At 58.9% G+C, this 22,642-nt stretch carries 19 protein-coding genes, 1 tRNA gene and 5 pseudogenes; 10 read left to right on the forward strand and 15 right to left on the reverse strand.

Annotated elements, in window-relative coordinates; translation table 11 throughout:
* Positions 1 to 12: 12 nt before the first annotated feature.
* The gene (locus tag ACYZTX_RS09155; RefSeq protein ID WP_462033796.1) at positions 13 to 1,248 is read right to left on the reverse strand and encodes an aminotransferase class I/II-fold pyridoxal phosphate-dependent enzyme; all 1,236 of its coding nucleotides are present in this window, start codon (positions 1,246 to 1,248) and stop codon (positions 13 to 15) included.
* Positions 1,249 to 1,453: 205 nt separating this feature from the next.
* Between ACYZTX_RS09155 and ACYZTX_RS09160 the strand changes: the two are divergent.
* A pseudogene (locus tag ACYZTX_RS09160) lies at positions 1,454 to 1,826 on the forward strand (LysR substrate-binding domain-containing protein); the annotation flags it as partial.
* A gap of 80 nt (positions 1,827 to 1,906) precedes the next feature.
* A pseudogene (locus tag ACYZTX_RS09165) lies at positions 1,907 to 2,062 on the forward strand (MFS transporter); the annotation flags it as partial.
* Positions 2,063 to 2,338: 276 nt separating this feature from the next.
* Here ACYZTX_RS09165 and ACYZTX_RS09170 read toward each other — a convergent pair.
* Positions 2,339 to 2,827: a DMT family transporter gene (locus ACYZTX_RS09170; RefSeq protein WP_462033797.1), complete on the reverse strand. Its 489-nt coding sequence runs from the start codon at positions 2,825 to 2,827 to the stop codon at positions 2,339 to 2,341.
* A gap of 77 nt (positions 2,828 to 2,904) precedes the next feature.
* On the opposite strand from ACYZTX_RS09170, the gene ACYZTX_RS09175 reads away from it, so the two are divergent.
* Positions 2,905 to 3,816, forward strand: coding sequence for a LysR family transcriptional regulator (locus ACYZTX_RS09175; protein WP_462033798.1), 912 nt, complete (start codon positions 2,905 to 2,907; stop codon positions 3,814 to 3,816).
* A 27-nt stretch (positions 3,817 to 3,843) separates the two neighbouring features.
* Here the strand turns inward: ACYZTX_RS09175 and ACYZTX_RS09180 are convergent.
* Positions 3,844 to 3,936: pseudogene (locus ACYZTX_RS09180) on the reverse strand (type II toxin-antitoxin system RelE/ParE family toxin); the annotation flags it as partial.
* Positions 3,937 to 4,044: 108 nt separating this feature from the next.
* Between ACYZTX_RS09180 and ACYZTX_RS09185 the strand changes: the two are divergent.
* The 4 genes from ACYZTX_RS09185 to ACYZTX_RS09200 all read left to right on the forward strand — a co-directional run bounded on the left by ACYZTX_RS09185 (position 4,045) and on the right by ACYZTX_RS09200 (position 6,981).
* Positions 4,045 to 4,683 (forward strand): LysE family translocator, encoded by a 639-nt coding sequence (locus ACYZTX_RS09185; RefSeq protein WP_462033799.1) that lies wholly within the window; start codon positions 4,045 to 4,047, stop codon positions 4,681 to 4,683.
* Between the two features lie 100 nt (positions 4,684 to 4,783).
* Positions 4,784 to 6,133, forward strand: a complete 1,350-nt coding sequence (locus ACYZTX_RS09190) for a sensor domain-containing protein (RefSeq protein WP_462033800.1) — start codon at positions 4,784 to 4,786, stop codon at positions 6,131 to 6,133.
* 115 nt (positions 6,134 to 6,248) lie between these two features.
* Positions 6,249 to 6,407 carry a stress protein gene (locus ACYZTX_RS09195; protein ID WP_449642565.1) on the forward strand — a complete coding sequence of 53 codons (159 nt, stop codon included), beginning with the start codon at positions 6,249 to 6,251 and terminating at the stop codon, positions 6,405 to 6,407.
* A 73-nt stretch (positions 6,408 to 6,480) separates the two neighbouring features.
* Complete coding sequence (locus ACYZTX_RS09200) at positions 6,481 to 6,981, forward strand: DUF4142 domain-containing protein (RefSeq protein ID WP_462033801.1); 501 nt, start codon at positions 6,481 to 6,483, stop codon at positions 6,979 to 6,981.
* Positions 6,982 to 7,026: 45 nt separating this feature from the next.
* On the opposite strand, the gene ACYZTX_RS09205 is transcribed toward ACYZTX_RS09200, so the two are convergent.
* Positions 7,027 to 7,437: a low affinity iron permease family protein gene (locus tag ACYZTX_RS09205; RefSeq protein WP_462033802.1), complete on the reverse strand. Its 411-nt coding sequence runs from the start codon at positions 7,435 to 7,437 to the stop codon at positions 7,027 to 7,029.
* Positions 7,438 to 7,618: 181 nt separating this feature from the next.
* Here ACYZTX_RS09205 and ACYZTX_RS09210 point away from each other — a divergent pair, with 181 nt between their 5' ends.
* Complete coding sequence (locus ACYZTX_RS09210; protein ID WP_462033803.1) at positions 7,619 to 7,765, forward strand: hypothetical protein; 147 nt, start codon at positions 7,619 to 7,621, stop codon at positions 7,763 to 7,765.
* Positions 7,766 to 7,933: 168 nt separating this feature from the next.
* Positions 7,934 to 8,705 (forward strand): annotated as a pseudogene (gene tam / locus ACYZTX_RS09215) (trans-aconitate 2-methyltransferase).
* A gap of 51 nt (positions 8,706 to 8,756) precedes the next feature.
* Here the strand turns inward: tam and ACYZTX_RS09220 are convergent.
* Complete coding sequence (locus tag ACYZTX_RS09220) at positions 8,757 to 9,485, reverse strand: class I SAM-dependent methyltransferase (protein WP_462033804.1); 729 nt, start codon at positions 9,483 to 9,485, stop codon at positions 8,757 to 8,759.
* A 204-nt stretch (positions 9,486 to 9,689) separates the two neighbouring features.
* Here ACYZTX_RS09220 and ACYZTX_RS09225 point away from each other — a divergent pair, with 204 nt between their 5' ends.
* Positions 9,690 to 10,748 (forward strand): IS110 family RNA-guided transposase, encoded by a 1,059-nt coding sequence (locus ACYZTX_RS09225; RefSeq protein ID WP_462037001.1) that lies wholly within the window; start codon positions 9,690 to 9,692, stop codon positions 10,746 to 10,748.
* Positions 10,749 to 11,172: 424 nt separating this feature from the next.
* On the opposite strand, the pseudogene ACYZTX_RS09230 reads toward ACYZTX_RS09225, so the two are convergent.
* The 10 genes and pseudogenes from ACYZTX_RS09230 to uca all read right to left on the reverse strand — a co-directional run bounded on the left by ACYZTX_RS09230 (position 11,173) and on the right by uca (position 22,380).
* A pseudogene (locus ACYZTX_RS09230) lies at positions 11,173 to 11,437 on the reverse strand (short-chain dehydrogenase).
* Between the two features lie 440 nt (positions 11,438 to 11,877).
* Complete coding sequence (locus ACYZTX_RS09235; RefSeq protein ID WP_149417810.1) at positions 11,878 to 12,285, reverse strand: type II toxin-antitoxin system HicB family antitoxin; 408 nt, start codon at positions 12,283 to 12,285, stop codon at positions 11,878 to 11,880.
* A gap of 37 nt (positions 12,286 to 12,322) precedes the next feature.
* Positions 12,323 to 12,502 carry a type II toxin-antitoxin system HicA family toxin gene (locus ACYZTX_RS09240; RefSeq protein ID WP_462033805.1) on the reverse strand — a complete coding sequence of 60 codons (180 nt, stop codon included), beginning with the start codon at positions 12,500 to 12,502 and terminating at the stop codon, positions 12,323 to 12,325.
* 354 nt (positions 12,503 to 12,856) lie between these two features.
* Positions 12,857 to 12,930 (reverse strand) — tRNA-Gly (locus ACYZTX_RS09245).
* A 182-nt stretch (positions 12,931 to 13,112) separates the two neighbouring features.
* The gene (locus ACYZTX_RS09250; protein ID WP_462033806.1) at positions 13,113 to 13,997 is read right to left on the reverse strand and encodes an alpha/beta fold hydrolase; all 885 of its coding nucleotides are present in this window, start codon (positions 13,995 to 13,997) and stop codon (positions 13,113 to 13,115) included.
* 313 nt (positions 13,998 to 14,310) lie between these two features.
* On the reverse strand, positions 14,311 to 15,003 hold the full coding sequence (locus ACYZTX_RS09255; protein ID WP_462033807.1) for a pseudouridine synthase: 693 nt from the start codon (positions 15,001 to 15,003) through the stop codon (positions 14,311 to 14,313).
* A gap of 33 nt (positions 15,004 to 15,036) precedes the next feature.
* Positions 15,037 to 15,255 carry a cysteine-rich CWC family protein gene (locus ACYZTX_RS09260; RefSeq protein ID WP_131063201.1) on the reverse strand — a complete coding sequence of 73 codons (219 nt, stop codon included), beginning with the start codon at positions 15,253 to 15,255 and terminating at the stop codon, positions 15,037 to 15,039.
* A gap of 6 nt (positions 15,256 to 15,261) precedes the next feature.
* Positions 15,262 to 16,749, reverse strand: coding sequence for a sensor domain-containing diguanylate cyclase (locus tag ACYZTX_RS09265; RefSeq protein ID WP_462033808.1), 1,488 nt, complete (start codon positions 16,747 to 16,749; stop codon positions 15,262 to 15,264).
* A 191-nt stretch (positions 16,750 to 16,940) separates the two neighbouring features.
* Positions 16,941 to 18,719 (reverse strand): allophanate hydrolase, encoded by a 1,779-nt coding sequence (gene atzF, locus ACYZTX_RS09270; protein WP_462033809.1) that lies wholly within the window; start codon positions 18,717 to 18,719, stop codon positions 16,941 to 16,943.
* Positions 18,720 to 18,744: 25 nt separating this feature from the next.
* Positions 18,745 to 22,380, reverse strand: coding sequence for an urea carboxylase (uca, locus tag ACYZTX_RS09275; RefSeq protein ID WP_462033810.1), 3,636 nt, complete (start codon positions 22,378 to 22,380; stop codon positions 18,745 to 18,747).
* Positions 22,381 to 22,642 lie beyond the last annotated feature (262 nt).

Raw genomic sequence — 22,642 nt, forward strand, 5'->3', positions numbered from 1 at the left:
CCTGGTTTCACTTCAAAAGCCGATTTCCCGGCCTCGAGTGCGTAAAAGCTCGGTGATGAGTTCACAAAAGTGTCGGATCAGCGTCGGCTCCATGTCGGCGCGCAGGGTAATTCTGATGGCTGCCTTGCCTTGTGCGACCACTGGGAAAAAGACTGCCGAGGTGAAGAAACCGTGATTGGCCAGTTCCATGGCGATGCTGTTCGCCAGTGCTGCTTCGCCGCAGTTGACCAGCCGAATGGCCATGTTGCTGTTGTGTTGATCGGTTCGTATGAGGCTGTCGAACAGCTGGATATTAGCCTGAAGTTTTTCCTGCAACGCGGCAAATTCCGGTGTGCGATGAAGCTGGATGGACGCTCTGCCCGCGCCAATGGCTGCACTGTTCAGGCTTTGCGACCAATTGCTGGGGCCGCCGTAACGCGCAATGAGCCTCTTCTGCCGTTCATTGCCCAGCATCACCAAACCACCGCTGGCGCCGAACGACTTGGCCAGCGAGGCGACGATCAGGCAGTCATCCTCCAGGGCATGCAACCTGGGGCGCACGAGGCCCGTGCCATATGTTCCGACGGCGGACAGCGCGTGGGAGTCGTCCAGATAGAGAAACAACCCGTAGCGGTCCTTCAGATACAAAAGACTGTCCATGTCCGCGACCCCACCCATGCTGTACGCACCGTCGGCAACATACGCGACGGTGCGGTGTTGCTGACACTGCGTCTCAAGAAAATCCATGTCGTTATGAGGACAGGTCACGACCGTGGTTTCATCCGCGCAGGCGGCTTTCAGGTGATTCATCGAGTAGTGCGCCAACCGGTCAAAGACCATCACGGGAGGGCGGTTTTGCGTGAACACGCCGCTGGCCAGCAATGGCAGAATTGCTGCACTCGCCGCACTGCACGACAGGGTGCTCAGGCAACTGGCGCCGAACAGCTCGGAAAGTTCGGTTTCGTACTGTTCCAGAATCGCCAGCTTGCAGCGGTTCTTTGAATTGGCGACGCGAAGGGTGCCGGTTTCCCACAGTGTGTTCATGGCGCCGTCAAGAATATCGGGATGGTGATCCAGGCCCAGGTAAGACGTCGTACAGAAATGATGAAAAGCGCGCCCGTACTGATCGAGCATCCGGTTGGCACTTTTGATTTCGACGTTAAGCCCCGAAATTTTTCCGGCTTCAGCGCTCTCCCAATCGTGATCGGCCAACGCGATGACTTTGCGATAGTTGGTGTAGAGGTTTGCCGCGTGTGTTGTCTGGTCCATGTGAAGATGACTTCCTTGAGTGAAACGATCCATGAGTGTGTTGCAGTCCGTGTGTGTTTCCAGACTTTACAGAACGCGGCGGGGGCTTTGAATCGGCTGTTTCCGGTACGGCTGAGTGTTACAAGAGATTTATGTGTAGGGCGATGCCTCGTGATGTTGTGGGCTAAATGCTTGGAAACAGGGCTATCCTGCCGACTCAGCCGAACCCAAGCATCGAGCCCCCTTTTCCGAGCGTCATCCTCAGGTCAAGACCGATGTCGAAGAACGCCCCAGCAGCGGAGTGATTCAGGGAGTGCTGGATGGCGTGGCCGACCTGGGAATCTGCTCCAGTGACAGTGATGTCAAAGGTCTGCAGGATGGTCCAGGCCAACATGGGCATCGGCATCCTGCCGCAAAAGGCCTATGAATTATTTGGCCGGGCGTTGGGTTTGCGTGCGGTGCCGCTCTCGGATGACTGGTCGGATCGTGCGTTGGTTCTGGTGGTGCGCGATGAAGCGTCGCTGTCGCCGGTGAGTCGAATGTTGTTCGAGCAGTTGCGCGGGCATCCAAGCCCTTCTCGCCCACCCCTTCAAGTCTAAACATACAAGCGAGCTTGCTCGCGATGACTGAGTCACATCCAACATCGATGTTGACTGATACAGCGCTATCGCGAGCAAAGAAAAAGCTGCTGGCCAGCCGTATCGCGCACCATGAACCGTACAAGAGCGGCGGCTCGTTGCTCGCCGCGCTGCTGTTCCCGGGTTTCCTGACCCTCGGGCTGATCTACTTCCTGATTCAAGTGGCGTCCTACGGCTTGAATTTCTGGGCCCCGCAGCGGGGACGCTGTATGTCCTCGGCGCCGCTGCGCTGATCGCCGTTGCGCTGCTGATGTGGGGGTTGCCGCAGAAGCTGCGCGCGCTCGACAAGTTTTAAAAGTTCGCAGGCTGCGCCGGTCCCTGCATCGACCACGCATCCTTGCAGGGCTGGCGCAGGCTGCGATCGCAGGATGATGATCGTTCCCATGCTCTGCGTGGGAATGCCTCTAGGGACGCTCCGCGTCCAGTGACGCGGAGCGTCACGGGCTGCATTCCCACGTAGAGCATGGGAACGATCAGGATGTCGCGATCACCGATTTGGCCGGCATATCACCGAACTGAATCAACACCACACCGGCAATCAACAACACCGCCCCAACCACCCGCGGCAACGTCATTTGCCGTTCTATCAACCCAAACAATCCAAAGTGATCCAGCACCAGCGAAGCCACCACCTGTCCCGCCAGCGCCAAAGCAATAAACCCCGATGCCCCAAGCTTGGGCAGCAACATCAGCGCCAACGAGATAAAACACACCCCGAACGCACCACCAGCCCACATCCACAGCGGTGCCCTGGTGATGAACGTCAGTGATGGCAGCGGCAATCGCATCGCCAACATAATCGGCAACAACACCACGATACTCACCAATAACGACGCGAGCGTCGCCCATAACGGATGACCCAACCCACGCGTGAGGTTGGCGTTGATCGCGCTTTGAAAAGGCACCACCGCCCCGGCAATCACGGCCAGCAGCAACAGCCCGGTCCAATGCAACGTACTCATGATAATTCTCCAACAGGTTTTGCTGGACTCTAGAGTATTCGTCGCGCAGATTTAAATTCCAAATTGCTATCCAGAACATGCATCAGATGAATGATCTTCGACGCATCGACCTCAACTTGTTGGTGATCCTCGACGCCTTGCTCAGCGAACAACACGTGACCCGTGCCGCCGAGCGCCTGCACTTGAGTCAGCCGGCCGTCAGTCATGCCTTGGCGCGACTACGTGATCTGCTCGGCGATCCTTTACTGGTGCGGGCGGGCGCCACTCTTGTGCCAACACCGCGAGCCCTGGAGTTGATGGCGCCTTTGGCTGAAGCCCTGGCTCAGGTGCAATCGCTGCTGGCACCGAATACCTTCGATCCGGCGACCGCCAAGCGCACCTTTCGTCTGGCGATGTCCGACTACGGCGCCGCCATCGTCCTGCCGAGTTTGATACGGACCTTGCGCCGGGAAGCGCCGGGCATCGACCTGCAAATCAGCCATGCCAGCCGCGAAGGTATGCTCGATGCTGTGCTCAACGGCGACATCGACATGGCGGCAGGCGTCTTTCCAGAGTTGCCGAACGAATTGCGCAGCACCCCGCTGTTCGAAGAGCACTATGCCTGTCTGGTGGACCGCAACAGCTTGCGCGCCGATGGCGTACTCGACCTGCCAACTTACCTCGCACGACCCCACGTCCTGCTGGAAATGCGCGGCAGTGGTACCCCGGAAATCGAACGGGCCCTGACTGCGCTGCGTGAACGCCGTCGAGTCGCGATCAGCCTGCCGCACTGGAGCGTTGCCCCGGCATTCATCAGCGGTACCGACCTGATTCTTACTGTTGCATCCCGGGGGCTGCACGACATTGATGAGCAGTCGTTGATTGTTATTCCACCGCCGTTTCATATTCCGTCGTTCACTTTTGTGTTGGCGTGGCATAAACGGCGGGGTGGGGATCAGGCGTTGAATTGGTTGAATGGGCGGATTGAGGAGGGGATTAGGCGGGATTGATCTTCAGGGTGGAGCGCGTGATGTCTACTAATTGGTGGGAGGAAGTCGCCGAGTATGGAAGACCCTAAGCACTTGAAGGCGACCTTGGCGAACTCGATAGGGGATCAGATAAGGCCTGTCGACAACAACCGTATGCAGGGATGAAGTTCTTCGACGATCAGTAAGTCGATCCCCGGAGACCTGAGATAGACTTGCGTGCATTCACAAAGTAGCTCAACAGGACTCCCCATGACCCCATCGCTGCTAATGGCCGTTCTCGCCTCGGGTTTTATCTACGGCATCACGCCGGGGCCGGGTGTGTTGGCGGTGTTCGGCATCGGTGCGGCGCGTGGTCGGAGGGCTGGGGCGGGGTTTCTCTGCGGGCATTTGCTGGGGGATGTGGTCTGGTGCAGCACGGCGCTGATTGCGATTGTCGGTGCGCGGGAAATCGGCAGTACCGCGTTCGATGTGCTGGGCGTGCTCAGCGGGCTGTATCTGTTCTGGCTCGGCCTGCGCGCGGTTCGCGCTCGTCGCAGCAGTGTCGAAGCGCCACAGGGCCCGGCGCGGCAGCCGTTCTGGCACGGCATTCTGTTTGGCCTGACCAATCCGAAGGCTTACCCGGTGGCGGTAGCGACGTTTACCGCGCTGCTGTCCAGCCGTGCCGAATTGCTGCATTGGTCGATGCTGCCGTGGTTGATTGTCCTGAGCTTCGTCGGTGGCCTCATGGCCTACGCTATCCTCATTGGCATTGTCGGTGCGCGACAGGTGCGCAACGTGTACCAGCGCCATGAGCTGTTGATCACCCGGCTGTGTGGGGTGATGTTTATCGGTTTCGCCATCAACGCCCTGGCGCATGCATTGCCGGGACTGCTGACGAACAAGGCTTGAAACTGATCGCAGGGAAGCGTCAGTTGCAACATCATCGCTTGAGCGTATGACCCGTCAGGGATGTTTTTTTTATGCATTATTCGGACATGCGCCCTGCACCATGGCAACCAGAAATTCCGCGCCGTCGGCGAGTTACATCGATCTCTTGATGGACGCCGTCTGTGCGGTCGACACACAAGGTCGCTTCGTATTTGTCAGCGCGGCCTGCGAGCGTATTTTCGGTTATACCCCCGAAGAGCTGATCGGCCAGCCGATGATCGACCTGGTGCATCCCGCCGATCGTCAGCGCACCCTCGATGCCGCGCGGGAGATCATGGGCGGCGAGCCCAAGCTCAATTTCGAAAACCGCTACCTGCGCAAGGATGGCCGAGTGGTGCACATCCTTTGGTCGGCACGCTGGTCGGAGGTCGACCAATTGCGCATCGCCGTGGCGCGCGATATCACCGAGCGTAAGCAGGCAGAGTCCCGGCAAGCGGCGCTGTATGCGATCTCCGAAGCGGCCCACGCGGCGGAAGATTTGCTGGCGCTGTTCAAGCGCGTCCATCTGATTATCGGTGAATGGCTGCCGGCACTGAATTTCTCGGTGGCGCTGTATGACGAACACTGCGCGCAGCTGAATTTCCCCTATCACGTCGATGACCATGAGCTGCAGCCCGAGCAGCCTGGGACTATCACTGGACGTCTTTGCGCCGAGGTGATTCGCAGCGGCCAGCCGATTCTGCTGACCCCGGACCAGGACAATTTGCCGGAAGGGTTTGAGGCGCTGGTCGAGAGCCAGCATTCGCCCTGCTGGCTGGGCGTTCCGTTGAGTTCACAAAATGGCACCATCGGTGCACTGATCGTTAAAAGCGTGCCCGGTGGCGAGCGCTACACCGAACAGGACAAGGAATTGCTGCAATACGTGTGCGCACAGGTCGCGACCGCCATCGAACGCAAGCAATTGCACGCCCGACTGCAGCGCATGGCGCAATACGATCAACTGACCCAGCTGCCCAATCGCGAATTGCTCCGTGACCGGCTCAAAGCCTCGCTGACCCTGGCCCGGGCGGACAGCGGCCGAATGGCGTTGCTGTACGTCGACCTCGACCGCTTCAAACAAGTCAACGACACCCACGGCCATGCTGTGGGCGACATGCTGCTGCAAGCGGTCGCCAATCGGCTCAAAGGCTGCGTACGCGAAACCGACACGGTGGCGCGCATCGGCGGGGATGAGTTTGTGGTGCTGTTGCACAGCATCCACGCCTCGGAAGACGCCGACAGCGTGGCGGGAAAAATCCGTCAGGTCCTGGCTCAACCCCTGCGCCTGGACGGCCACAGCCTGACCATCCAGACGAGCATCGGCGTTGCGCGATACCCCGACCACGGCACTGAAGAAAAGCAGTTGTTCCGACACGCCGATGAGGCAATGTACACCGCCAAACGCCAGCATCACCTGCGAACCGGGGGCTGAGTTTCGTCACCGTTCGTCGCGGCGATGCCAGGTTTTCTAAACCTTTCTGGTCATGGAAATTCTGATCTTATGCGGGCGCCTGCTCGCCGCGATCATCACCAAGAGGTAGAGAATCATGCCTAATTCAAGAAACTCGAACTCGGGAAACCCCCCCAGCGATCGAACGAAGGCGTCTGAAGCCGGTCGCAAAGGTGGGAAAACTACCACCACGACTGTCGATAAAGAACCTGCGAAACCAGATATGGGCCGCAAAGGTGGTCAGAAGTCGAAGTAGTGGTGGAGGTAGTTTTGATTGAGAGGCGGGAGCGTAAGCTCCCGTTTGAATTTTTTACGAGGAGGGCGCGACCATGAGCCGGATGGCCACCCGATTACGCAATGCCAGTTTTGCCACGTTACTGGGCCTGTGTGCCAGTAGTGCCTTTGCCCAGTCCCCCGCCGAATTCATTAACGATGCGTCGGCCAAAGGCATGGCCGATATCGAAGCCAGCCGCCTGGCGCACCAGAAAACCGAATCCAAAGAGGTCAAGGACTTCACCATCGTCGTCATCAATGACCGCACCACCGCCAACCAGCATCTGGCGAAAATCGCCAAGCAACTCGATTTGCCGGTGGCACCGCGTGAGGAGGTCGTCGATAAAGCCAAAGCCTTGATGCCGCAAGTGAAGGACGGCGCGAGCTTCGACCAGGCCTATGCGGCCAGTCAGGTGAAAACCACCCAGGAAGCCATTGAGCAGCTTCAACAGGAAGCGCAAACCACTGACGTGCCTGAAATCAAAGCCTTTGCCGAGGAAACCCTGCCCAAACTGCAGAACCATTTGCAAATGGCCAGGGCGTTGGCCAGTCGCTAACCCAAGAAGTACGCGGGTGATCTCGGACCCCCCGCGTTATCCCGATCAGCATTCATTCAAATCCTGCTTACCTTTTCCCTGGAGGGCGGTGCCGTCCAGGGAAATCGTTTCGCCCTCGCCAAGTTTTCGATACTGCTTTCTCAGCGCTTCCAACTGCTTGAGGTCCAGCGCCTCAAGCCCCAGCATCGCGTTCTGCGCCTCCTTGTTCACCCGCAGCAACTCATCGATTTTCAAGTGCAGGATGTCGGTGTCACGGTTCTGCGTGTTCTGGATCAGGAACACCATCAGGAACGTGATGATGGTGGTTGAAGTGTTGATGATCAGTTGCCAGGTGTCGTTGTAATCAAAAATTGGCCCGCTCAGGCCCCACAGAAAAATCAGAATGATCGCCCCCATGAACGTCTTGGGGCTGCCCGCCCACAGGGCCAGTTTCTGAGCGACTTTTGCGAATTTCATTGCCGTGTTCCTTATAGGGATGCGCCTCAATTTGTGACAGCGCGGGCATGATGAAAATTCTGCTTACATTTCAGATCGTCTCTGCGGGGCAAGCAACGCTCATCGCGACGGGCGAAATCAATGGCAACCAACTCGCCGCGGTTGGGTCACTACTTCAAGTCCCTAAATGCCGGAGAACGACATGAACCTCGCTCGTATGCTTTGCCTTTCCTGCTGCCTGCTCGCGTTGCAGGGCTGCTTTGACAATTCTGATAACGAGACTAAGGACAATACGGATGGCACCAAGTCTTCTGTGCAGATGCAGAGCAAGGAAGCGGCGGATAAATAGTATCCGCACCCTTTACTCGATCTGTAGCAGGTGGCGAAGCCTGCTGCTAATGAGGGTGATGCGTCTGAAATGGTTACTGAGTTCGGCAGGGCGCAGTGCACTCGTCAATGTATCGTAGCGAACCGGTTGTCCGCCCAGATCACGACAACGCACCGACAGGAGAACGCAATGAGTTGGTCCGCCAAACAATACGTCGCTTTTGAAGATGAACGCACACGCCCCGCGCGTGACCTGCTGGCCGCAATCCCCCCTGTTGAAGCGCGCTCGGCAATCGACATCGGTTGCGGCCCCGGCAATTCGACCGAGTTGCTGGTTAAGCGCTTCGCCAATGCTACGGTGCGGGGGGCTGGACAGTTCGACCGATATGATCGAGGCCGCCCGCAAGCGCTTGCCGCAGGTGCAATTCGACACGGCCGACATTGATACCTGGAACGAAAACGGCCCGTTCGATGTGATTTTCGCCAACGCGGTGTTGCAGTGGGTGCCCGATCACGCGACGTTACTGCCTTCGCTGGCCGCCCGACTGACCCAGGGCGGCAGCCTGGCCATTCAGATGCCCGACAATCTCAACGAGCCGTCCCATCGCCTGATGCGCGAAGTCGCCGCTGATGGGCCGTGGGCCAGCAAGTTGGCGGACGCCGCCGGGCAACGCACGGAAATGGCGATCGCCAGCGATTACTACTCGATACTGCGACCGCACTGTGCGCGAGTCGACGTGTGGCGCACCACCTATCATCACCCGCTCGCGGGCGGCGCATCCGGTGTGGTCGAGTGGTTCAAGGGCAGCGGCTTGCGGCCATTTCTCGAGCCGCTGGATGAGGCGGAAAAAGCCCAATACCTCAAGCAGTATCAAGCCGCGATTGAGCAGGCGTATCCGGCGCTGAGCGATGGTTCGGTACTGTTGCCTTTCCCGCGATTGTTTATCGTCGCGACCCGCTAGTGCAAAAAGGGACGGATCACGCTGAATGTTATCTGTCCCTTTGTTTGGTACTCAGCGCTGAACACTGACCAGCATCATCATCGGTCGCTCCCGCTCTTCGGCCAGGGCCGGTTGCGCCGCCACCTCTGCATCGGTCGGCCCCCATTCGTTGACATGCTGGATGCTGAAACCTGCGCCAATCAGCGTATTGAGCAAGGTGCCGAGGGTGCGGTGCTGTTTGATCACGCCTTCGGCCAACCAGTTCGTCACCCGCTCGCCTTCGAGCTGATAACTGTCCACCGGCCAACGCTTGTTCCCTTCGCTATCAATTAGCCAGCCCGGATTGCGCGGGGCCATGAAGATCGGGTGTTCGATGGAAAAGACAAAGCGCGAACCGGGTTTAAGGGCCGCGTGGATTTTGGCGAACAGTCCTGGGAGATTCTTGATGTAGTGCAGCGCCAGAGAGCTATAGGCGAGGTCGAAACTGGCTGCGGGTAAGGCGAGTTGTTCCAGATCGGCACGGGCGTATTGGATATTCGTCGCCGACGTCGTGTTGCGTGCCTGCTCCAGCATTTTTTCCGAGACGTCCAGGCCGAGCACGCTATCGGCGCCTTGATCACTGGCCCAGCGACAAAACCAGCCATAACCGCAGCCGAGATCTATCACCTTCAGGTCTTTCATGGGGGGCAGCATTGCTTTGATTGCAGGCCATTCGGGTGCGGCTTCGAGGCCACCAATGGAGCGGGCCATCTGGCTGTAGCCCTGGAAAAATTCGGGGTCGTCGTAGATGTTTTGCGTCATGTTCGGGGTGCTCTGTTGAGATCGTTCACAGGCGGCACCAGAGGTGCGGCCGATCAGTTAAGAAGCGACACAAACTGTAATTGGATGGACTCGCCCAAGCCGAGGCGTCAATGCGCCACGGTGGCAGTCTAAACAGCCAACGACAGCGAGGGCGAGTCCATGAAAAATCATAGTTCGATTGATCAATCCCTGTCTTCTTCCGATTTGTCGGCCTGCACAACCTTGGCGGTCGATCTGGCCAAGCAGGTCTTTCAGGTCGCCGGTGAAGATGTCCTCGGCCAGGTGCGCTATGAGCAGCGGATCAAGTCGCGTGAGGCGTTTTATGAGTTTCTCCAACAGTTACCGCCTCATGTCGTGGTTTTGATGGAAACCGGTCCGGGCGCTCAAGCCTGGGCCCGGCAGCTGCAAGACCAAGGCAATCTGGCGCGGATTCTTCCAGCCGGTTTGGTGGCCACACACCGCAGCGGACCTAAAAATGATCGCAACGATGCGCTGGCGATTCTGCGGGCTGGTCGCGATGAAAAAATCTGCGCAGTACCGGTCAAAAGCGTTGCGGCGCTGGCAATGCAGGCGCTGCATCGCGCCCGTCAGGGCTATGTGCGTCGACGCACGGCGGTAAGTAATCAGATGCGCGGCCTGCTGCTCGAGCACGGCGTGGCCTTGGCGCAGGGCGATGTTGCGATCAGCCAGAAAATTCCGCGGGTACTGGAAGATGCTACCCAGCCGGTGCCTGGCCTGCTGCGTGAACTGATCGACGAACTGTTGGCCGAGTGGCGCCATTTGGGCGAGCGCATCAGCGTGCTGACGGGACGCCTGGAAGTGGCCGCCAACGCCGACATGACGGCGAAGCGACTGATGACTGTGCGCGGCATCGGCCCAGTCACTGCCACGGCACTGGTGGCCAAGGAAACCAAACCTGAGCGATTTCCCAATGCCCGCAAGTTTGCCGCGTACTTTGGCATGGTGCCTGACCAGCACAGCAGCGGGCAGACGGTCCGGCTGGGGGACATGACCAAGCGAGGTGATGTTTATTTACGCAGCCTGATGATCCAGGGAGCCCATGCGGTGCTGCAACAACTACGACCTGATTCCCAGCAACCCGATGACCGCCGCTTGTTGCGCTGGGTGAGCCGGCTGGGTCGTAAGGAGGCTGCGATCAGGCTAGCCAACCGCAACCTGCGAATCGTCTGGGTGCTTCTACAGAATGACCAGACTTATCGTCGCCACGCTGGTGATGGCCAGCAAGCGACGATAAGCCACTGAGCGACAGAGTTCTGCCACCGAGGTACTGACTGTCCGACCCTTTGCTGAAGAAAATTGACCCCAGGTAAGACCGGCGTGGATTGATGCCTAAGCTGCTACTGGCCTTCGAGGCCTGACTGTAATCGGCATACCACGAGCTTTTCCAATTTTGGCCAGAAGCCGAAGACGGCTTCCACGAATAGGCCTGATACATAGATGCAACGGGGCGACGGTTTTTTCAAAAGCGGGTAGACAGTGGGGGCGAGTCCATACATAGCAGCTGGCGGAGCCTGCGTTCGGCTGCGCAGCAGTCGTAAAACCTGAGTGCGAGGTCTTCCTGAAAAACGACTACGTCCAATTTCACGACTGCTGCGCAGCCGAACGCAGGCTCGGCAGCTGCTAACTGAGGATGCCCCGAAAGGGGCACCCCCGTATCACGTCAGAACTACTGCGCATCCATGCGTCGAGCAATGACGTCCAGCACATCGCAAGCCATCGCGCAAGGGAATGCAGCAAAGCAATGCGAAGTCGCTGAGAATCACCGAATCGGTGGTGATGTCGCCACGCATTGCGAGGTTTTCCAGGATCTGTGTTACCGCCCCAATTCGGTAGCGGGCGGTGCTAAGCAGTGAGTGCAGCGGTTGGGTGGTATTTACATATAGCGAGGGGAGGTCGTCGGCGTTGCTGGTTAAAGCCATGTATTCATTCATGAGTGGTTACCGTTAGTAGGTGAAAGACCTACCACTCAATCGTCGCCAAACAAAAGGGTGGTAGCTGTACGCGGGTTGGCGAACCGGACAACGGTAAAACCGGCAGACCCGAAGGTCTCCCACGCACAGCCACCAAAAAAAGCGCAGCCAAGTGCAGTCAGAAAAGCTCCGAAAAAACTCCGAGGCCTCTGGGTCGTTGTCATCGAGTCGCCAAACCCGATACGCCATTTGGGCGTGAACGGACTATAGGCTTCGTGACAAAAACACAGCAATGCGTAAGTGTACGGACAATTCCCAGAGTCGTGTAGGACGTTGCTTTTTCTGACTATCAGCCTCGTTCGCAATCCCTAAGAGTGAGCCAATCGGCACGTGGTTCACTAATCCCGTTGCAAAAAAAACCGGCCACTTGGGGCCGGTTGATACATATCTGAGTCAGCACATTAACTCTGCTGCAACACCTTGAGCGCTGCCGAGGCCAGAAAACCCGAACGGCTTTTCTCTTCCGGATGGTGCAGCACGTACTCATCAATCCGATTGAGCAGGTAACCAGGCAGTGTGATGTTCAGTTTCTGAGCCTTGCCCAGGTACTTGGTAACGTCGATGTCCACCAGCGCCCACGCACAGCCTGCGTACTTTGGATTGGCCGCATGCAAGGTCACTTTATTAGCGGGTGGAATAGGTGAACCGTCTTCGGCCAGAATCTCAAAATGGCCTTCAATGGCTTCCCGAGCCATAGCCATCGCGTCATCCAGATCTTCCCCGGCGGAAAAACACCCCGGAATATCGGGGACTTCCACTCCCCAGGCGTGCTCGTCGTCGCCCATTGAAATCGCAATTGGGTAAAGCATGTTCATTGTCCTCCGAGGACGCGGCGCATCGGGCTCATTAGAGCAGCGCCTGTTGCAAAATACTGATGGCCGTTTTCTTTAGCAGATCTTTCTTCGGGTGGGGGACTGTCACTAGCCCCGGCTTGGTCGGGTGCTTGAAGTGATGATGGCTGCCTCTGATACGCACCAGATACCAGCCGTCCGCAACGATTTGGTTTATCAAAAATCGGCTATTCACAACACCTCCCTGTGGTGTGCTTGTGGTTACTATACCTACTGGAATTATGTAATCAACACTATAACCACCGAAACCTTCCTGGGTTCGATGACATAGGCGATCGGGATCGAGTCTAGGGAGACTCTGCGGCGATGGCTTTAGCGGGGCCTGAATTGAAGTGTTTTGTGTATTGCGGGGTCTTTCCGACAGCTCTCAGCTCGCCACGCTCGCGTGTTCCCGTGTTTTGCGAGAAAAACGCTAACGGAAATCATTGCTTCAGGAAGCGAAACCCCAGACACAAAAAAACCGGCCATCAAGGCCGGTTTTTCTTTAATGCATCCCCCGTCAAAAAACGACGTGAGACCAAAATTCGATTGGAGCGGGTGAAGGGAATCGAACCCTCGTTATCAGCTTGGGAAGCTGGAGTAATGCCATTATACGACACCCGCTTGGAGCGGCTGACTTTGTACCAGATGTGGCCGTGGAAATGAAGTTTTTCTTTGTGCGCGATGGCTTTAGCGCCGGGTGAAACACAAACAGGGACCGTGTGACGGTCATTCGCGGGCAAGCCTCGCTCCTACAGAAATGCGTTTAACGCTGCGGGGCGGAGCTTGCTCGCGATGACGCTGTTTCAGATGGCCAATGCATGTTGGTCCTGGACGTAGTGGTAACGCGGTCGGCTTTCGTGTTGCGCAGGTTTCAGAAACCCCAGCAATGCATTGCGGCTGTCTCGGCAAGCAGCTTTGTGCTCCATGTCGAGAAAGTGCCCGGTGGCCTCAAGGGTGGTGAAGGTGGCGTGTTGCACGTGGTTGGCGAACAGTTGAGCGCCGTCGGCAGCAGTGTATTCGTCCCATTCGCCGTTCATGAACAGCACCGGCACTTTGATTTTCTCCGCGGCTTTCAGAAAGCACTGACGATCACTGTGCAGCAGATCGCTGATGTGGAAGTGCATTTGCCCGTATTCATGCTCGGCCAGGGAGCTGACGTGCCGATAGTTGAAACGCTTGAACAGCGTCGGCAAGTGTTTGCCGATGGTGCTGTTCACCAGGTTGCCCACCCGGTCTCCGTCCCGGCTGCCGAGGTAATCGATGCCGCGCTCCAGGTAGTCGAGCATGTGCGCGTTGATCTCCGGAGAGAACGAGCTGATCACGGCTTTTTCGATCCGTCGTGGCTGTTGGGCCAGGGCGACCAGGGTCGCGGCGCCACCCCAGGAAAACGACAGCACGTGTTCGGCGGCGAAGTGGTCGATCAGCTCCAGGAGGATCTGCCCTTCGACTTCCTTGGTCAGCAATTTCTCGTGCAGGTTGTGGGCTTTGGACTTGCCCGCGTAGGGTTGGTCGTAGCAAACCACATTGAACTGCGGGTGAAGGTTTTTCACGGTTTGTGCAAACGACGCAGTCGTGGCCATCGAGCCGTTGACCAAAATAATGGTCTTCTCTGCGGCATCTGCGCGATAGAACTCCGTGTAAACCCGATACTGACCCTGTATATCCAGCACAGCGATTTCTGGCCTCATGTCATAAGACTCCTGGCAAGCGGGTATGCGTGCAAATCAGATTGCACGAGCTTTGTGACAGGTAGGCATACGCCTGGAATTTGAGAGGCCCATGTCGATCCATTGCAGTCCGGTCGACGGGTATTGTTATTGGCGGGCAGTCTGCCGGGGAAAGGTGGAACCTGAAGGTTCTCTACCGGCAAAAAGTTTCTTAGAAGTATGTTGTGACTCATCGGTCACATTTCGGCCGACGTCCTGATTCAAGCAGGGGTCACGTCATCGCGCAAGTATCTTTGGCAAATTGTTCGACAACTTCTGCTGAGCGGTCACCTGCTTAGATCAAATGAATCTCTTCGGTGCGTAATGCGCGGTACTCGCCCGGTTTCAGCGCAATGTCGAGCACCAGCGGGCCCATACTTTCGCGGTGCAGGCGCAGCACTTTGTTGTCGAAATGGCCGAACATCCGCTTCACCTGGTGATACCGACCTTCGACGATGCTCAGCCGCGCCGATTTTGCCCCGAGTAGCACCAGCTCGGCGGGTTGGGTGGTGAGATCCTCAAAGGCGAAGTACAGCCCCTCGGTGAACGCGAGTGCATACTCCGGGCCAATGTCCTGCTCGGTCTCGACGTAATAAACCTTGGGCAATTTGGTCTGCGGCTGGGTCAGGCGTCGCGACCAGCTGCCATCGTTGGTGATCAGCATCAGACCGGTGGTGTTGAAATCCAGCCGACCGGCGATGTGCAGCTCATCCTTGTCCGGCTCATGGATCAGGTCCAGTACGGTCGGGTGCTCCGGATCACGGGTGGCGCTGACGCAACCGGCTGGCTTGTGCAACATGAAGTGACGCACCGGCTTGCCGACTTGCAGCACCTCGTCATCGACCTCGACACGGCAGAACTCGCGCACTTCGGCGTGAGGGTCACTGACGATTTTTCCGTCGATCCTGACGCGCTTTTCCACCAGCAACAGACGCACCTGCTTACGGTTGAAGCGCGGCAGGTTGCTGAGGAAACGGTCTACACGCATGGCTAGAGGTCGGTGGGAAAAGGGCTGCGCATCTTACGTGATCGGCCGGGCGGATGCTTGCAACTGCGCCTCGACCTGAGCGCAGCCGGGGCACAGACAGGATATGTCGCGCAGGCCGGCCGGCAGCGCTTCGAGCACGGCCGGGTCGATGCTGACGCCGTAGCACCAGCAGGCCCGATCGGCGGTTCGCGGGTCGGCCAGCGTACAGTCGTTGGAGGCGCCGCACGCTGGGCAGAGGTCAGGCTTACTCATGTAGGGTTATGCATAACTGGATTGAGGCATTTCCACGCAGGTGCGGTTACGGCCGGCTTGCTTGGCCCGGTACATCGCATGATCAGCCCTCGAGACCAGCGTGTGCAAGGTGTCATCGGTCTGCAGGGTGGTAACGCCGATGCTCACGGTCAGCTGCAAGGCCTGATCGTTGTAGGCATAACGTTGTTGCTCGACATGCTGACGAATTTTCTCGGCGATCATCCGACCGGTCTCACCGTCAGTGTCCTTGAGTAACACGATGAATTCCTCACCGCCCCAGCGGCAGACAATGTCGGAGTGTCGCAGGCAGCTCTCCAGATCCCGAGCGAAACCGATCAGCACCTGATCGCCGGCAAGGTGGCCGTAGGTGTCGATCAAAGCCTTGAAGTGGTCCAGATCCAGCAGCAACGCGGTCAGTGGTTTGGGCTCGCGCTGGGCTTCATGCATGGCTTGCGCCGCCAGCAGGTCGAAGCCGCGACGGTTCGGCAACTCGGTCAGGCTGTCGAGGATCGCCTGGGCCTGGATCTTGCCCTGATAGCGCTTGATCACCCGGTTGAGCAGGATCAGCACAATCAGCGTGACGATCAGGCAGATCAACAGGTTGAGGTACAGCGACTGACGGATTTCACTGAGGGCGCCGTCTTCGCGTTTGTCGACGAACAAGTACCAGTTCAGCTCCGGAATGAAACGCACATTGAGGAAATGTCCCTGGCCCCGGACGGAATACTCGTAGCTGCCGCTGTGTGGTTTGGGCAGTTGGCTGACCAGGCTTTTCATGCTGTCGAGTTCGCCGAGGGTCTGCCCGACCCGCGCACCCTGCGGGCCACCCTCAGCCCCGGTGAGCACCAGGCGCCCAAAGGTGTCGACGAAATACACGCTACGCTGGTAGCGCTGTTGGTACTTGTCGATCAGCTTAATCACCGCATCGACCGTCAGTCCGACACCCGCAGCACCGATGAAACGGTTGTTGTAGTCGTAGACCTTGTAGTTGATGAAGAAGGTCAGGTTGTCCTTGTTGGCCATGTCCGGATCGACGTTGATCTCGTACGGATCGGCCATGTCACGTACGCGGAAATACCACCCATCGCGGGGCTCAGTGGCTTTGATCTGCTTGAGTACGCCTTTGGCGTGGTAGTAGGTCAGGCTGCTGTTGGAGACGAAAAAGGCGGTGTAGGCGCCGTAGTGGGTCATGACCTCGTTGAGGTAACGGGTCATTTTCTCGGGGTCGTTTTCGCCGTTGACCACCCAGTCGCGCATGAAGGTGTCCCGGGACATCATCGAGGAAATCAGGATCGGTCTGACGAGGTCTTTCTGGATTTCCGAGTAGACCGTGTCCGACGTCAGCGGCAGTTCGGTGTTGATGATGTTGTCGCGGATCGACGCCCGCGAGGCGTAGTAACTGAGGAAGGACGTGGCGAGAAAACCTGCGCCCAGCAGCGCGATCAGCGTGAGGACCAACGAACGTTGCGAATACAGCGGCGAGCGAAGCGGCATGATGATTCCGTTGGCAGTGACCTGATGGCTGGCATTCTAATGGCACTGCGGGGAAATAACTGCTGCATTTGTAGGGTGAATCGGCAAGGATCAGGGGCGGTGGCGCCTGGGCCGCCGCTTCGCGGGCAAGCCTCGCTCCTACAAGGACCGTGCAATCCTGTAGGAGCGGGGCTTGCCCGCGAATCGTGAGATCAACGCAATTCTTTCAGATAAGCACGCCATCCACCAAGATGACTAATATCCACCGCCCCCTCCAACCCATACGCCTCACAGATAAACCCACTCTCCCAGCGCCTATCCGCCAATTGCACCTTGCCCAACCCCAGCGGCGCCGGAATCCCGGTCAAAAACGAACCTAACTCACTGCTCGGCAATTCCCAAACCTCCACGGCAATCGCCACACCCGCCTCCTTCACCCGAACCATCCCAGGACGAAACGGTGGGCCACCGGCCAAGGCATACAGTTGATAGTCCGGTGAGCTGAACGTGGTCTCGACCAACCGAGCCCCGCGCTGCTTGAGCTGCCAGTTCAACGCCAACCCATCCAGATGCGCGCCACACACCACCAATCGCGCCCGGTCATTGCGTGCGGCAGCTGTCGGCGCAGGCGCGACCGAACCTTGCTGGCGTTGCAAGGCATCGGCCACGCTCAACAAATATTGATCGGTAAATGCCCGGCCAAACAGCGTTACGCCCCAAGGCAAACCATTACCCATGAAACCGCTGGGTACGGCGACGGCGGCGTAATCGAGCAGGTTCATGAAATTGGTGTAGTAGCCCAGTTCCGAATTGCGCAGCACCGGTTCGGCGTCCAGTTCCGCCAGCGTGACGGGGCGGCCGAGGGTGGGCGTGAGCACGCAATCGAGGCCGTCCAGCGCCTTGTCGCACAGGGCTTTCAGGGCTTGCAGCCGGTACTGGGCGCGGAACGTTTGCACGCCGTTTACCGCTGGAGCCTTGGCCAGCACCGCGCGAATCACCGGCAGCACAGATTCCGGGTTTTGCTCCATCAAATCGCCTGCCACGCTGTAGCGCTCGGCTACCCACGGTCCTTCGTAAAGCAAACGCGCCGCTTCAAGGAACGGCGACATATCCAGTTCTACCGCTTCACCGCCCAACGCCTTGAGTTGATGGATGGCATCTGCGAACAACAGCGGGCCTTCAGGGCAGCCGAAGAACTCCAGATCCTGAGCACGCGGCACGCCGAAGCGGAAAGGGCGAGGCGCACCGAACGCCGAGCCGTCATTCCACAGCGGATTGCTGCGGCTGTACTCATCGCGTGGATCGAGGTGTGCGGTGAGCGCCAGTAACTGACTGGCCTCCCGAGCGGTCGCGGTGAACGTAGTCACGCAATCGAGCGTACGACATGCCGGCACCACACCCGCCGTGGAGATCAACCCTTTGGTGGCTTTCAGCCCGACCAGATTGTTCAGCGCCGCCGGCACTCGCCCGGAACCCGCCGTGTCCGTGCCCAGGGAGAAACTCGCCACGCCGAGCGCCACCGCCAGCGAAGAGCCGGCGCTGGAGCCGCCCGATGGATACTCCGGCAACACGCTGTTGGGGCACGCGCCATACGGTGAGCGACTGCCATTCAGCCCCGTGGCGAACTGGTCGAGGTTGGTCTTGCCCAACGGAATCGCCCCCAGTGCCAGCAATTGCTCGACGATGGTCGCCGAACGTTCCGGCACGTAGGCAAACGCCGGGCACGCTGCGGTGGTGGGAATACCCGCCAGGTCGATGTTGTCCTTGATCGCGAACGGCACGCCGAACAGCGGCAAGCTGTCGGGGTCGCGACCGTCGAGTGCGGCGAGGTGCGGTTCCAGTTCTTCAACACTGAGCAAGTGGATGAACAGGTGATAGTCCGGGTTCAGCGCCGCGGCTTTATCGCGCAGGCTCAGTAGCAGTTGCCGAGGCGTGATGCTGGCGTCGCGGTAAGCATTGCGCAGGGCGTCGAGTTGCAGGTTGATGTTCATGGGGTTAATCCTTTTCAAAATGGGTTCACTCGAGTTCCAGCACTACGACGCGCTGTCCGGCGCGCACCGCCGAACCTGGCTGCACGCGAATCTCGCGCACCACCCCGGCCATGGGCGCGAGCAGTGGGATTTCCATCTTCATCGACTCCAGAATCACCAGCACATCACCGGCGGCGACCCGGCTGCCGGTTTCAACCTGAACCTGCCAGAGGTTGCCGGCGATGTGGCTGTCGACGCTCTGTTGACCGCTGGCCAGCGGTGCGTCTTCGGTCACTTGCGGGGCCAGTTCTTCGCTGTCGAAATGCGCCTGGCCACTGGCGATCCAGCGCTCGCGCTCAGCGTTGAACGCGCTTTTTTGCTGATCGCGAAAGGCCGCGATGGTCTCGGCTTCTTTCGTCAGGAAGGCCTGGTAATCCGCCAGATTCAGCTGACTGTGCTCGATGTTCAGATCGAAGTGCCCGAGCGGGAAATCTCGTCGAATGCGCAGCAGTTCATCGGCACTGACCGGGTAGAAACGGATCTGGTCAAAGAAGCGCAGCAGCCACGGTTTGCCATCGAATGCGGCGACCTCGCGGTAGCGATTCCACATCTGCAAGGTGCGGCCGACGAACTGATAACCGCCAGGACCTTCCATGCCGTACACGCACATGTAAGCGCCACCGATGCCCACCGAATTTTCGGCGGTCCAGGTGCGGGCCGGGTTGTATTTGGTGGTCACCAAGCGATGCCGCGGATCGAGCGGCGTGGCGACCGGCGCACCGAGGTAGACGTCGCCCAGGCCCATCACCAGATAGCTGGCGTCGAACACCGTGCGCTGCACTTCGTCGAGGTTTGGCAGGTCGTTGATGCGGCGGATGAACTCCAGATTGCTCGGGCACCACGGTGCGTCCTTGCGCACGGTGGTCATGTACTTCTCGATTGCCAACTGACAGGCCGGATCATCCCAGGACAGCGGCAAATGCACGATGCGCGAGGGTACTTGCAAGTCTTTGGCGGCGCACACGGCGTCCCATTCGCCGACGACGATGCCGAGCAGATCGGTCAGCGGCAGTTGCTCGGGTTGGTAGTGCACTTGCAGCGAGCGGATGCCCGGGGTGAGATCGATTACGCCGTGCAGGTTTTGGCTTTCCAGCGCCTGCATCAGGGCGTGGGCGCGGAAGCGCAGGACGAGGTCCAGCTCGGGTGCGCCGATTTCCAGGAGCAGATGCGTATCGCCCGACAGACGTGCAACCAGCCGGGTGTCGTCCTGACCAATATCCAGAACTACAGGCGACAAAATTCCCTGTGGGAGCGAGCCTGCTCGCGAAGAAGTTGATGCGGTGTCTGATCTGGCCCCTTCGCGAGCAGGCTCGCTCCCACAGGGGGTATTCCATTTCAAGGCAAGATTGCGGGCGGTTTTGAGATCGACGGGGAAGAACTGCACTTTATCCCCAGCCTTGAGCTGCCCAAGCTGCCAAAGATCTGCCTCGATCACCGTCACCGGGCACACAAACCCACCGAGGCTCGGGCCGTCGGGACCGAGGATTACCGGCATGTCACCGGTAAAATCCACTGCACCAATGGCATATGGATTGTCATGAATATTCGACGGATGCAGACCCGCCTCACCACCGTCGGCACGCACCCATTCAGGCTTCGGCCCGATCAACCGCACACCGGTTCGACTGGAGTTGAAATGCACTTCCCACTGAGTGGCGAAGAAGGTGCCGATGTAGTTTTCGGTGAAGTATTCCGGTGCGCCATGCGGACCATAAATCACCCGGATCTGCCGCACCGCAGGTAACGCGGTGACCTGTTCTTCTTCCAGTTGTTGACCGGCGCTGCGGTCGCTCAAGGCCGGGATATGCAACACGTCACCGGCGCGCAACGCACGGCCGCCATGCCCACCAAACTGGCCGAGGGTGAAGGTGCTTTTACTGCCCAGATAATCTGGAACCTGAAGGCCACCGCGCAGGCACACATAGCTGCGGGCGCCTGCACCGGCAATTGTGCCGAGGCTCAATGTCGCCCCCGCCGGAACCGGCAGTGCGGTGTTCATCGGCACGGTTTCACCGTTCAGCGCCAATGGAATCATCGCGCCTGTGACCGCTACAACCGCATCGCAATTGAAGCGCAGCAATGGTCCGCTCATGGTGATTTCCAGCGCCGCGACACCTTCATCGTTGCCCAGCAGACGATTGCCCAAACGTAACGCGCGACTGTCCATCGGCCCTGACGGCGGCACGCCCACGGCCCAGTAACCGAGGCGGCCGGGATAGTCCTGAACGCTGGTTTGTGTCCCGGCGCTGAGCACTTCAAAGGTGTTGGCCTGATACACCAGACCCTCCAGGCAACGGGTCCACGGCTGACCGCTGGAGAAGGGTGCATCGAGCAGAATCTGCCGCAAATAATCGCGGTTGGTTTCCACCCCGTAGAGCTGGCTGTCGCCCAGCGCCTGATGCAGATCGGCGCGCGCTTCTTCGCGGGTCGGTGCCCAACTGATGACCTTGGCAATCATCGGATCGAAGTACGGTGGAATCTCGCAACCGGCCTCGACCCACGTGTCGATGCGCAGGTGTTTGCCATCGGCGGCAGGGAAGTTAACGGCGGTCAGCAACCCCGGGCTCGGCTGAAAGTCCCGACCCGGATCTTCCGCGTAAAGCCGTGCCTGAATCGCATGGCCGCAGGTTTTCAAGCCTTGGCTCAACTCGTTCAACGGTGGCAAATCACCCGCCGCCAGTTCGACCATCCAGCGCACCAGATCGACACCCCAGACTTGCTCGGTGACGCCGTGCTCCACCTGCAAACGGGTGTTCACCTCGAGAAAGTAGAAGCGCTGATCCTCGCTGTCGAAGACGAATTCAACGGTGCCGGCGCTGCGGTAATTCACCGCTTTCGCCAGTTTGATCGCCGCCGCACACAGCTCTTCAGCCATGCCGTCGGGCAGGTTCGGCGCCGGGGTTTCTTCGAGGACTTTCTGGTTGCGCCGCTGCACTGAACAGTCGCGCACGCCGAGGGCAATCACTTCACCACGGCCGTCGCCGAACACCTGGACTTCCAGATGACGGGCGCGCTGGATGTACTTCTCGATGAACACACCGGCGTCACTGAAGTTGTTCTGGCCGAGGCGTTTGACGGCGTCAAAGGATTCGCGCAATTCGTCCGCGCTGCGGCACACCCGCATGCCGATGCCGCCACCGCCAGCAGTGCTTTTGAGCATCACCGGGTAGCCGACCTGCTCACCGGCGATCAGTGCGGCGTCGAGGCTATCGAGTAACTCAGTGCCTTCGAGCATCGGTACGCCGTGCTGCTTGGCCAATGCGCGGGCGGTGTGCTTGAGACCGAAGACTCGAAGCTGCTCAGGCGTCGGGCCGATGAAGGCAATGTTGGCGGCTTCGCAGGCTTCGGCGAACGCGGCGTTTTCCGAGAGAAAACCGTAGCCGGGATGGATCGCCGTGGCGCCGGTGGATGTGGCGATGGCGAGAATCTTGTCGACCGCCAGATAGGTGCCGGCCGCTGCGCCTTCACCGAGGCTGTGGGCTTCGTCGGCTTGCAGGATGTGCAAGCTCGCGGCATCCGCTTCGGAGTAAACGGCGACGCCCTGGACCTGCACTTCACGCAAGGTACGCAGGATGCGGCAGGCAATGGCGCCACGGTTGGCAATCAGGACTTTTTCGAACATGGCATAACCCCTGGAGGCGATAGCGCATCAGCCTCGACCTGGGATGCGGGCCGTCCCGCAGTTTTTCGAGATGCACCCGGGCCGTCCCGGGTGGCTGAGGTTCACTCGATCCCTGTAGGAGCTGCCGAAGGCTGCGATCTTTTGATCTTGATTTTTTGGGCGCAGATGAAGATCACCAGCAAGATCAAAAGATCGCAGCCTTCGGCAACTCCTACAGGGTTGGTCACTTAATGCACTGCCTGGAACGGGCCTGGCACAACGC

The sequence above is a fragment of the Pseudomonas sp. MDT1-17 genome, assembly GCF_054898105.1.

Excerpts from the sequence above, each read along its gene's own strand:
- ACYZTX_RS09185 (WP_462033799.1), top strand. The coding sequence starts at position 4,045 with ATGACCCCATCGCTGCTAATGGCCGTTCTCGCCTCGGGTTTTATCTAC.
- ACYZTX_RS09265 (WP_462033808.1), bottom strand. The coding sequence starts at position 16,749 with ATGCCGCTTCGCTCGCCGCTGTATTCGCAACGTTCGTTGGTCCTCACG.
- ACYZTX_RS09200 (WP_462033801.1), top strand. The coding sequence starts at position 6,481 with ATGAGCCGGATGGCCACCCGATTACGCAATGCCAGTTTTGCCACGTTA.
- ACYZTX_RS09235 (WP_149417810.1), bottom strand. The coding sequence starts at position 12,285 with ATGCTTTACCCAATTGCGATTTCAATGGGCGACGACGAGCACGCCTGG.
- ACYZTX_RS09255 (WP_462033807.1), bottom strand. The coding sequence starts at position 15,003 with ATGCGTGTAGACCGTTTCCTCAGCAACCTGCCGCGCTTCAACCGTAAG.
- ACYZTX_RS09205 (WP_462033802.1), bottom strand. The coding sequence starts at position 7,437 with ATGAAATTCGCAAAAGTCGCTCAGAAACTGGCCCTGTGGGCGGGCAGC.
- ACYZTX_RS09190 (WP_462033800.1), top strand. The coding sequence starts at position 4,784 with ATGGCAACCAGAAATTCCGCGCCGTCGGCGAGTTACATCGATCTCTTG.
- ACYZTX_RS09175 (WP_462033798.1), top strand. The coding sequence starts at position 2,905 with ATGCATCAGATGAATGATCTTCGACGCATCGACCTCAACTTGTTGGTG.
- ACYZTX_RS09155 (WP_462033796.1), bottom strand. The coding sequence starts at position 1,248 with ATGGACCAGACAACACACGCGGCAAACCTCTACACCAACTATCGCAAA.
- uca (WP_462033810.1), bottom strand. The coding sequence starts at position 22,380 with ATGTTCGAAAAAGTCCTGATTGCCAACCGTGGCGCCATTGCCTGCCGC.
- ACYZTX_RS09170 (WP_462033797.1), bottom strand. The coding sequence starts at position 2,827 with ATGAGTACGTTGCATTGGACCGGGCTGTTGCTGCTGGCCGTGATTGCC.
- ACYZTX_RS09195 (WP_449642565.1), top strand. The coding sequence starts at position 6,249 with ATGCCTAATTCAAGAAACTCGAACTCGGGAAACCCCCCCAGCGATCGA.
- ACYZTX_RS09260 (WP_131063201.1), bottom strand. The coding sequence starts at position 15,255 with ATGAGTAAGCCTGACCTCTGCCCAGCGTGCGGCGCCTCCAACGACTGT.
- atzF (WP_462033809.1), bottom strand. The coding sequence starts at position 18,719 with ATGAACATCAACCTGCAACTCGACGCCCTGCGCAATGCTTACCGCGAC.
- ACYZTX_RS09250 (WP_462033806.1), bottom strand. The coding sequence starts at position 13,997 with ATGAGGCCAGAAATCGCTGTGCTGGATATACAGGGTCAGTATCGGGTT.
- ACYZTX_RS09210 (WP_462033803.1), top strand. The coding sequence starts at position 7,619 with ATGAACCTCGCTCGTATGCTTTGCCTTTCCTGCTGCCTGCTCGCGTTG.
- ACYZTX_RS09220 (WP_462033804.1), bottom strand. The coding sequence starts at position 9,485 with ATGACGCAAAACATCTACGACGACCCCGAATTTTTCCAGGGCTACAGC.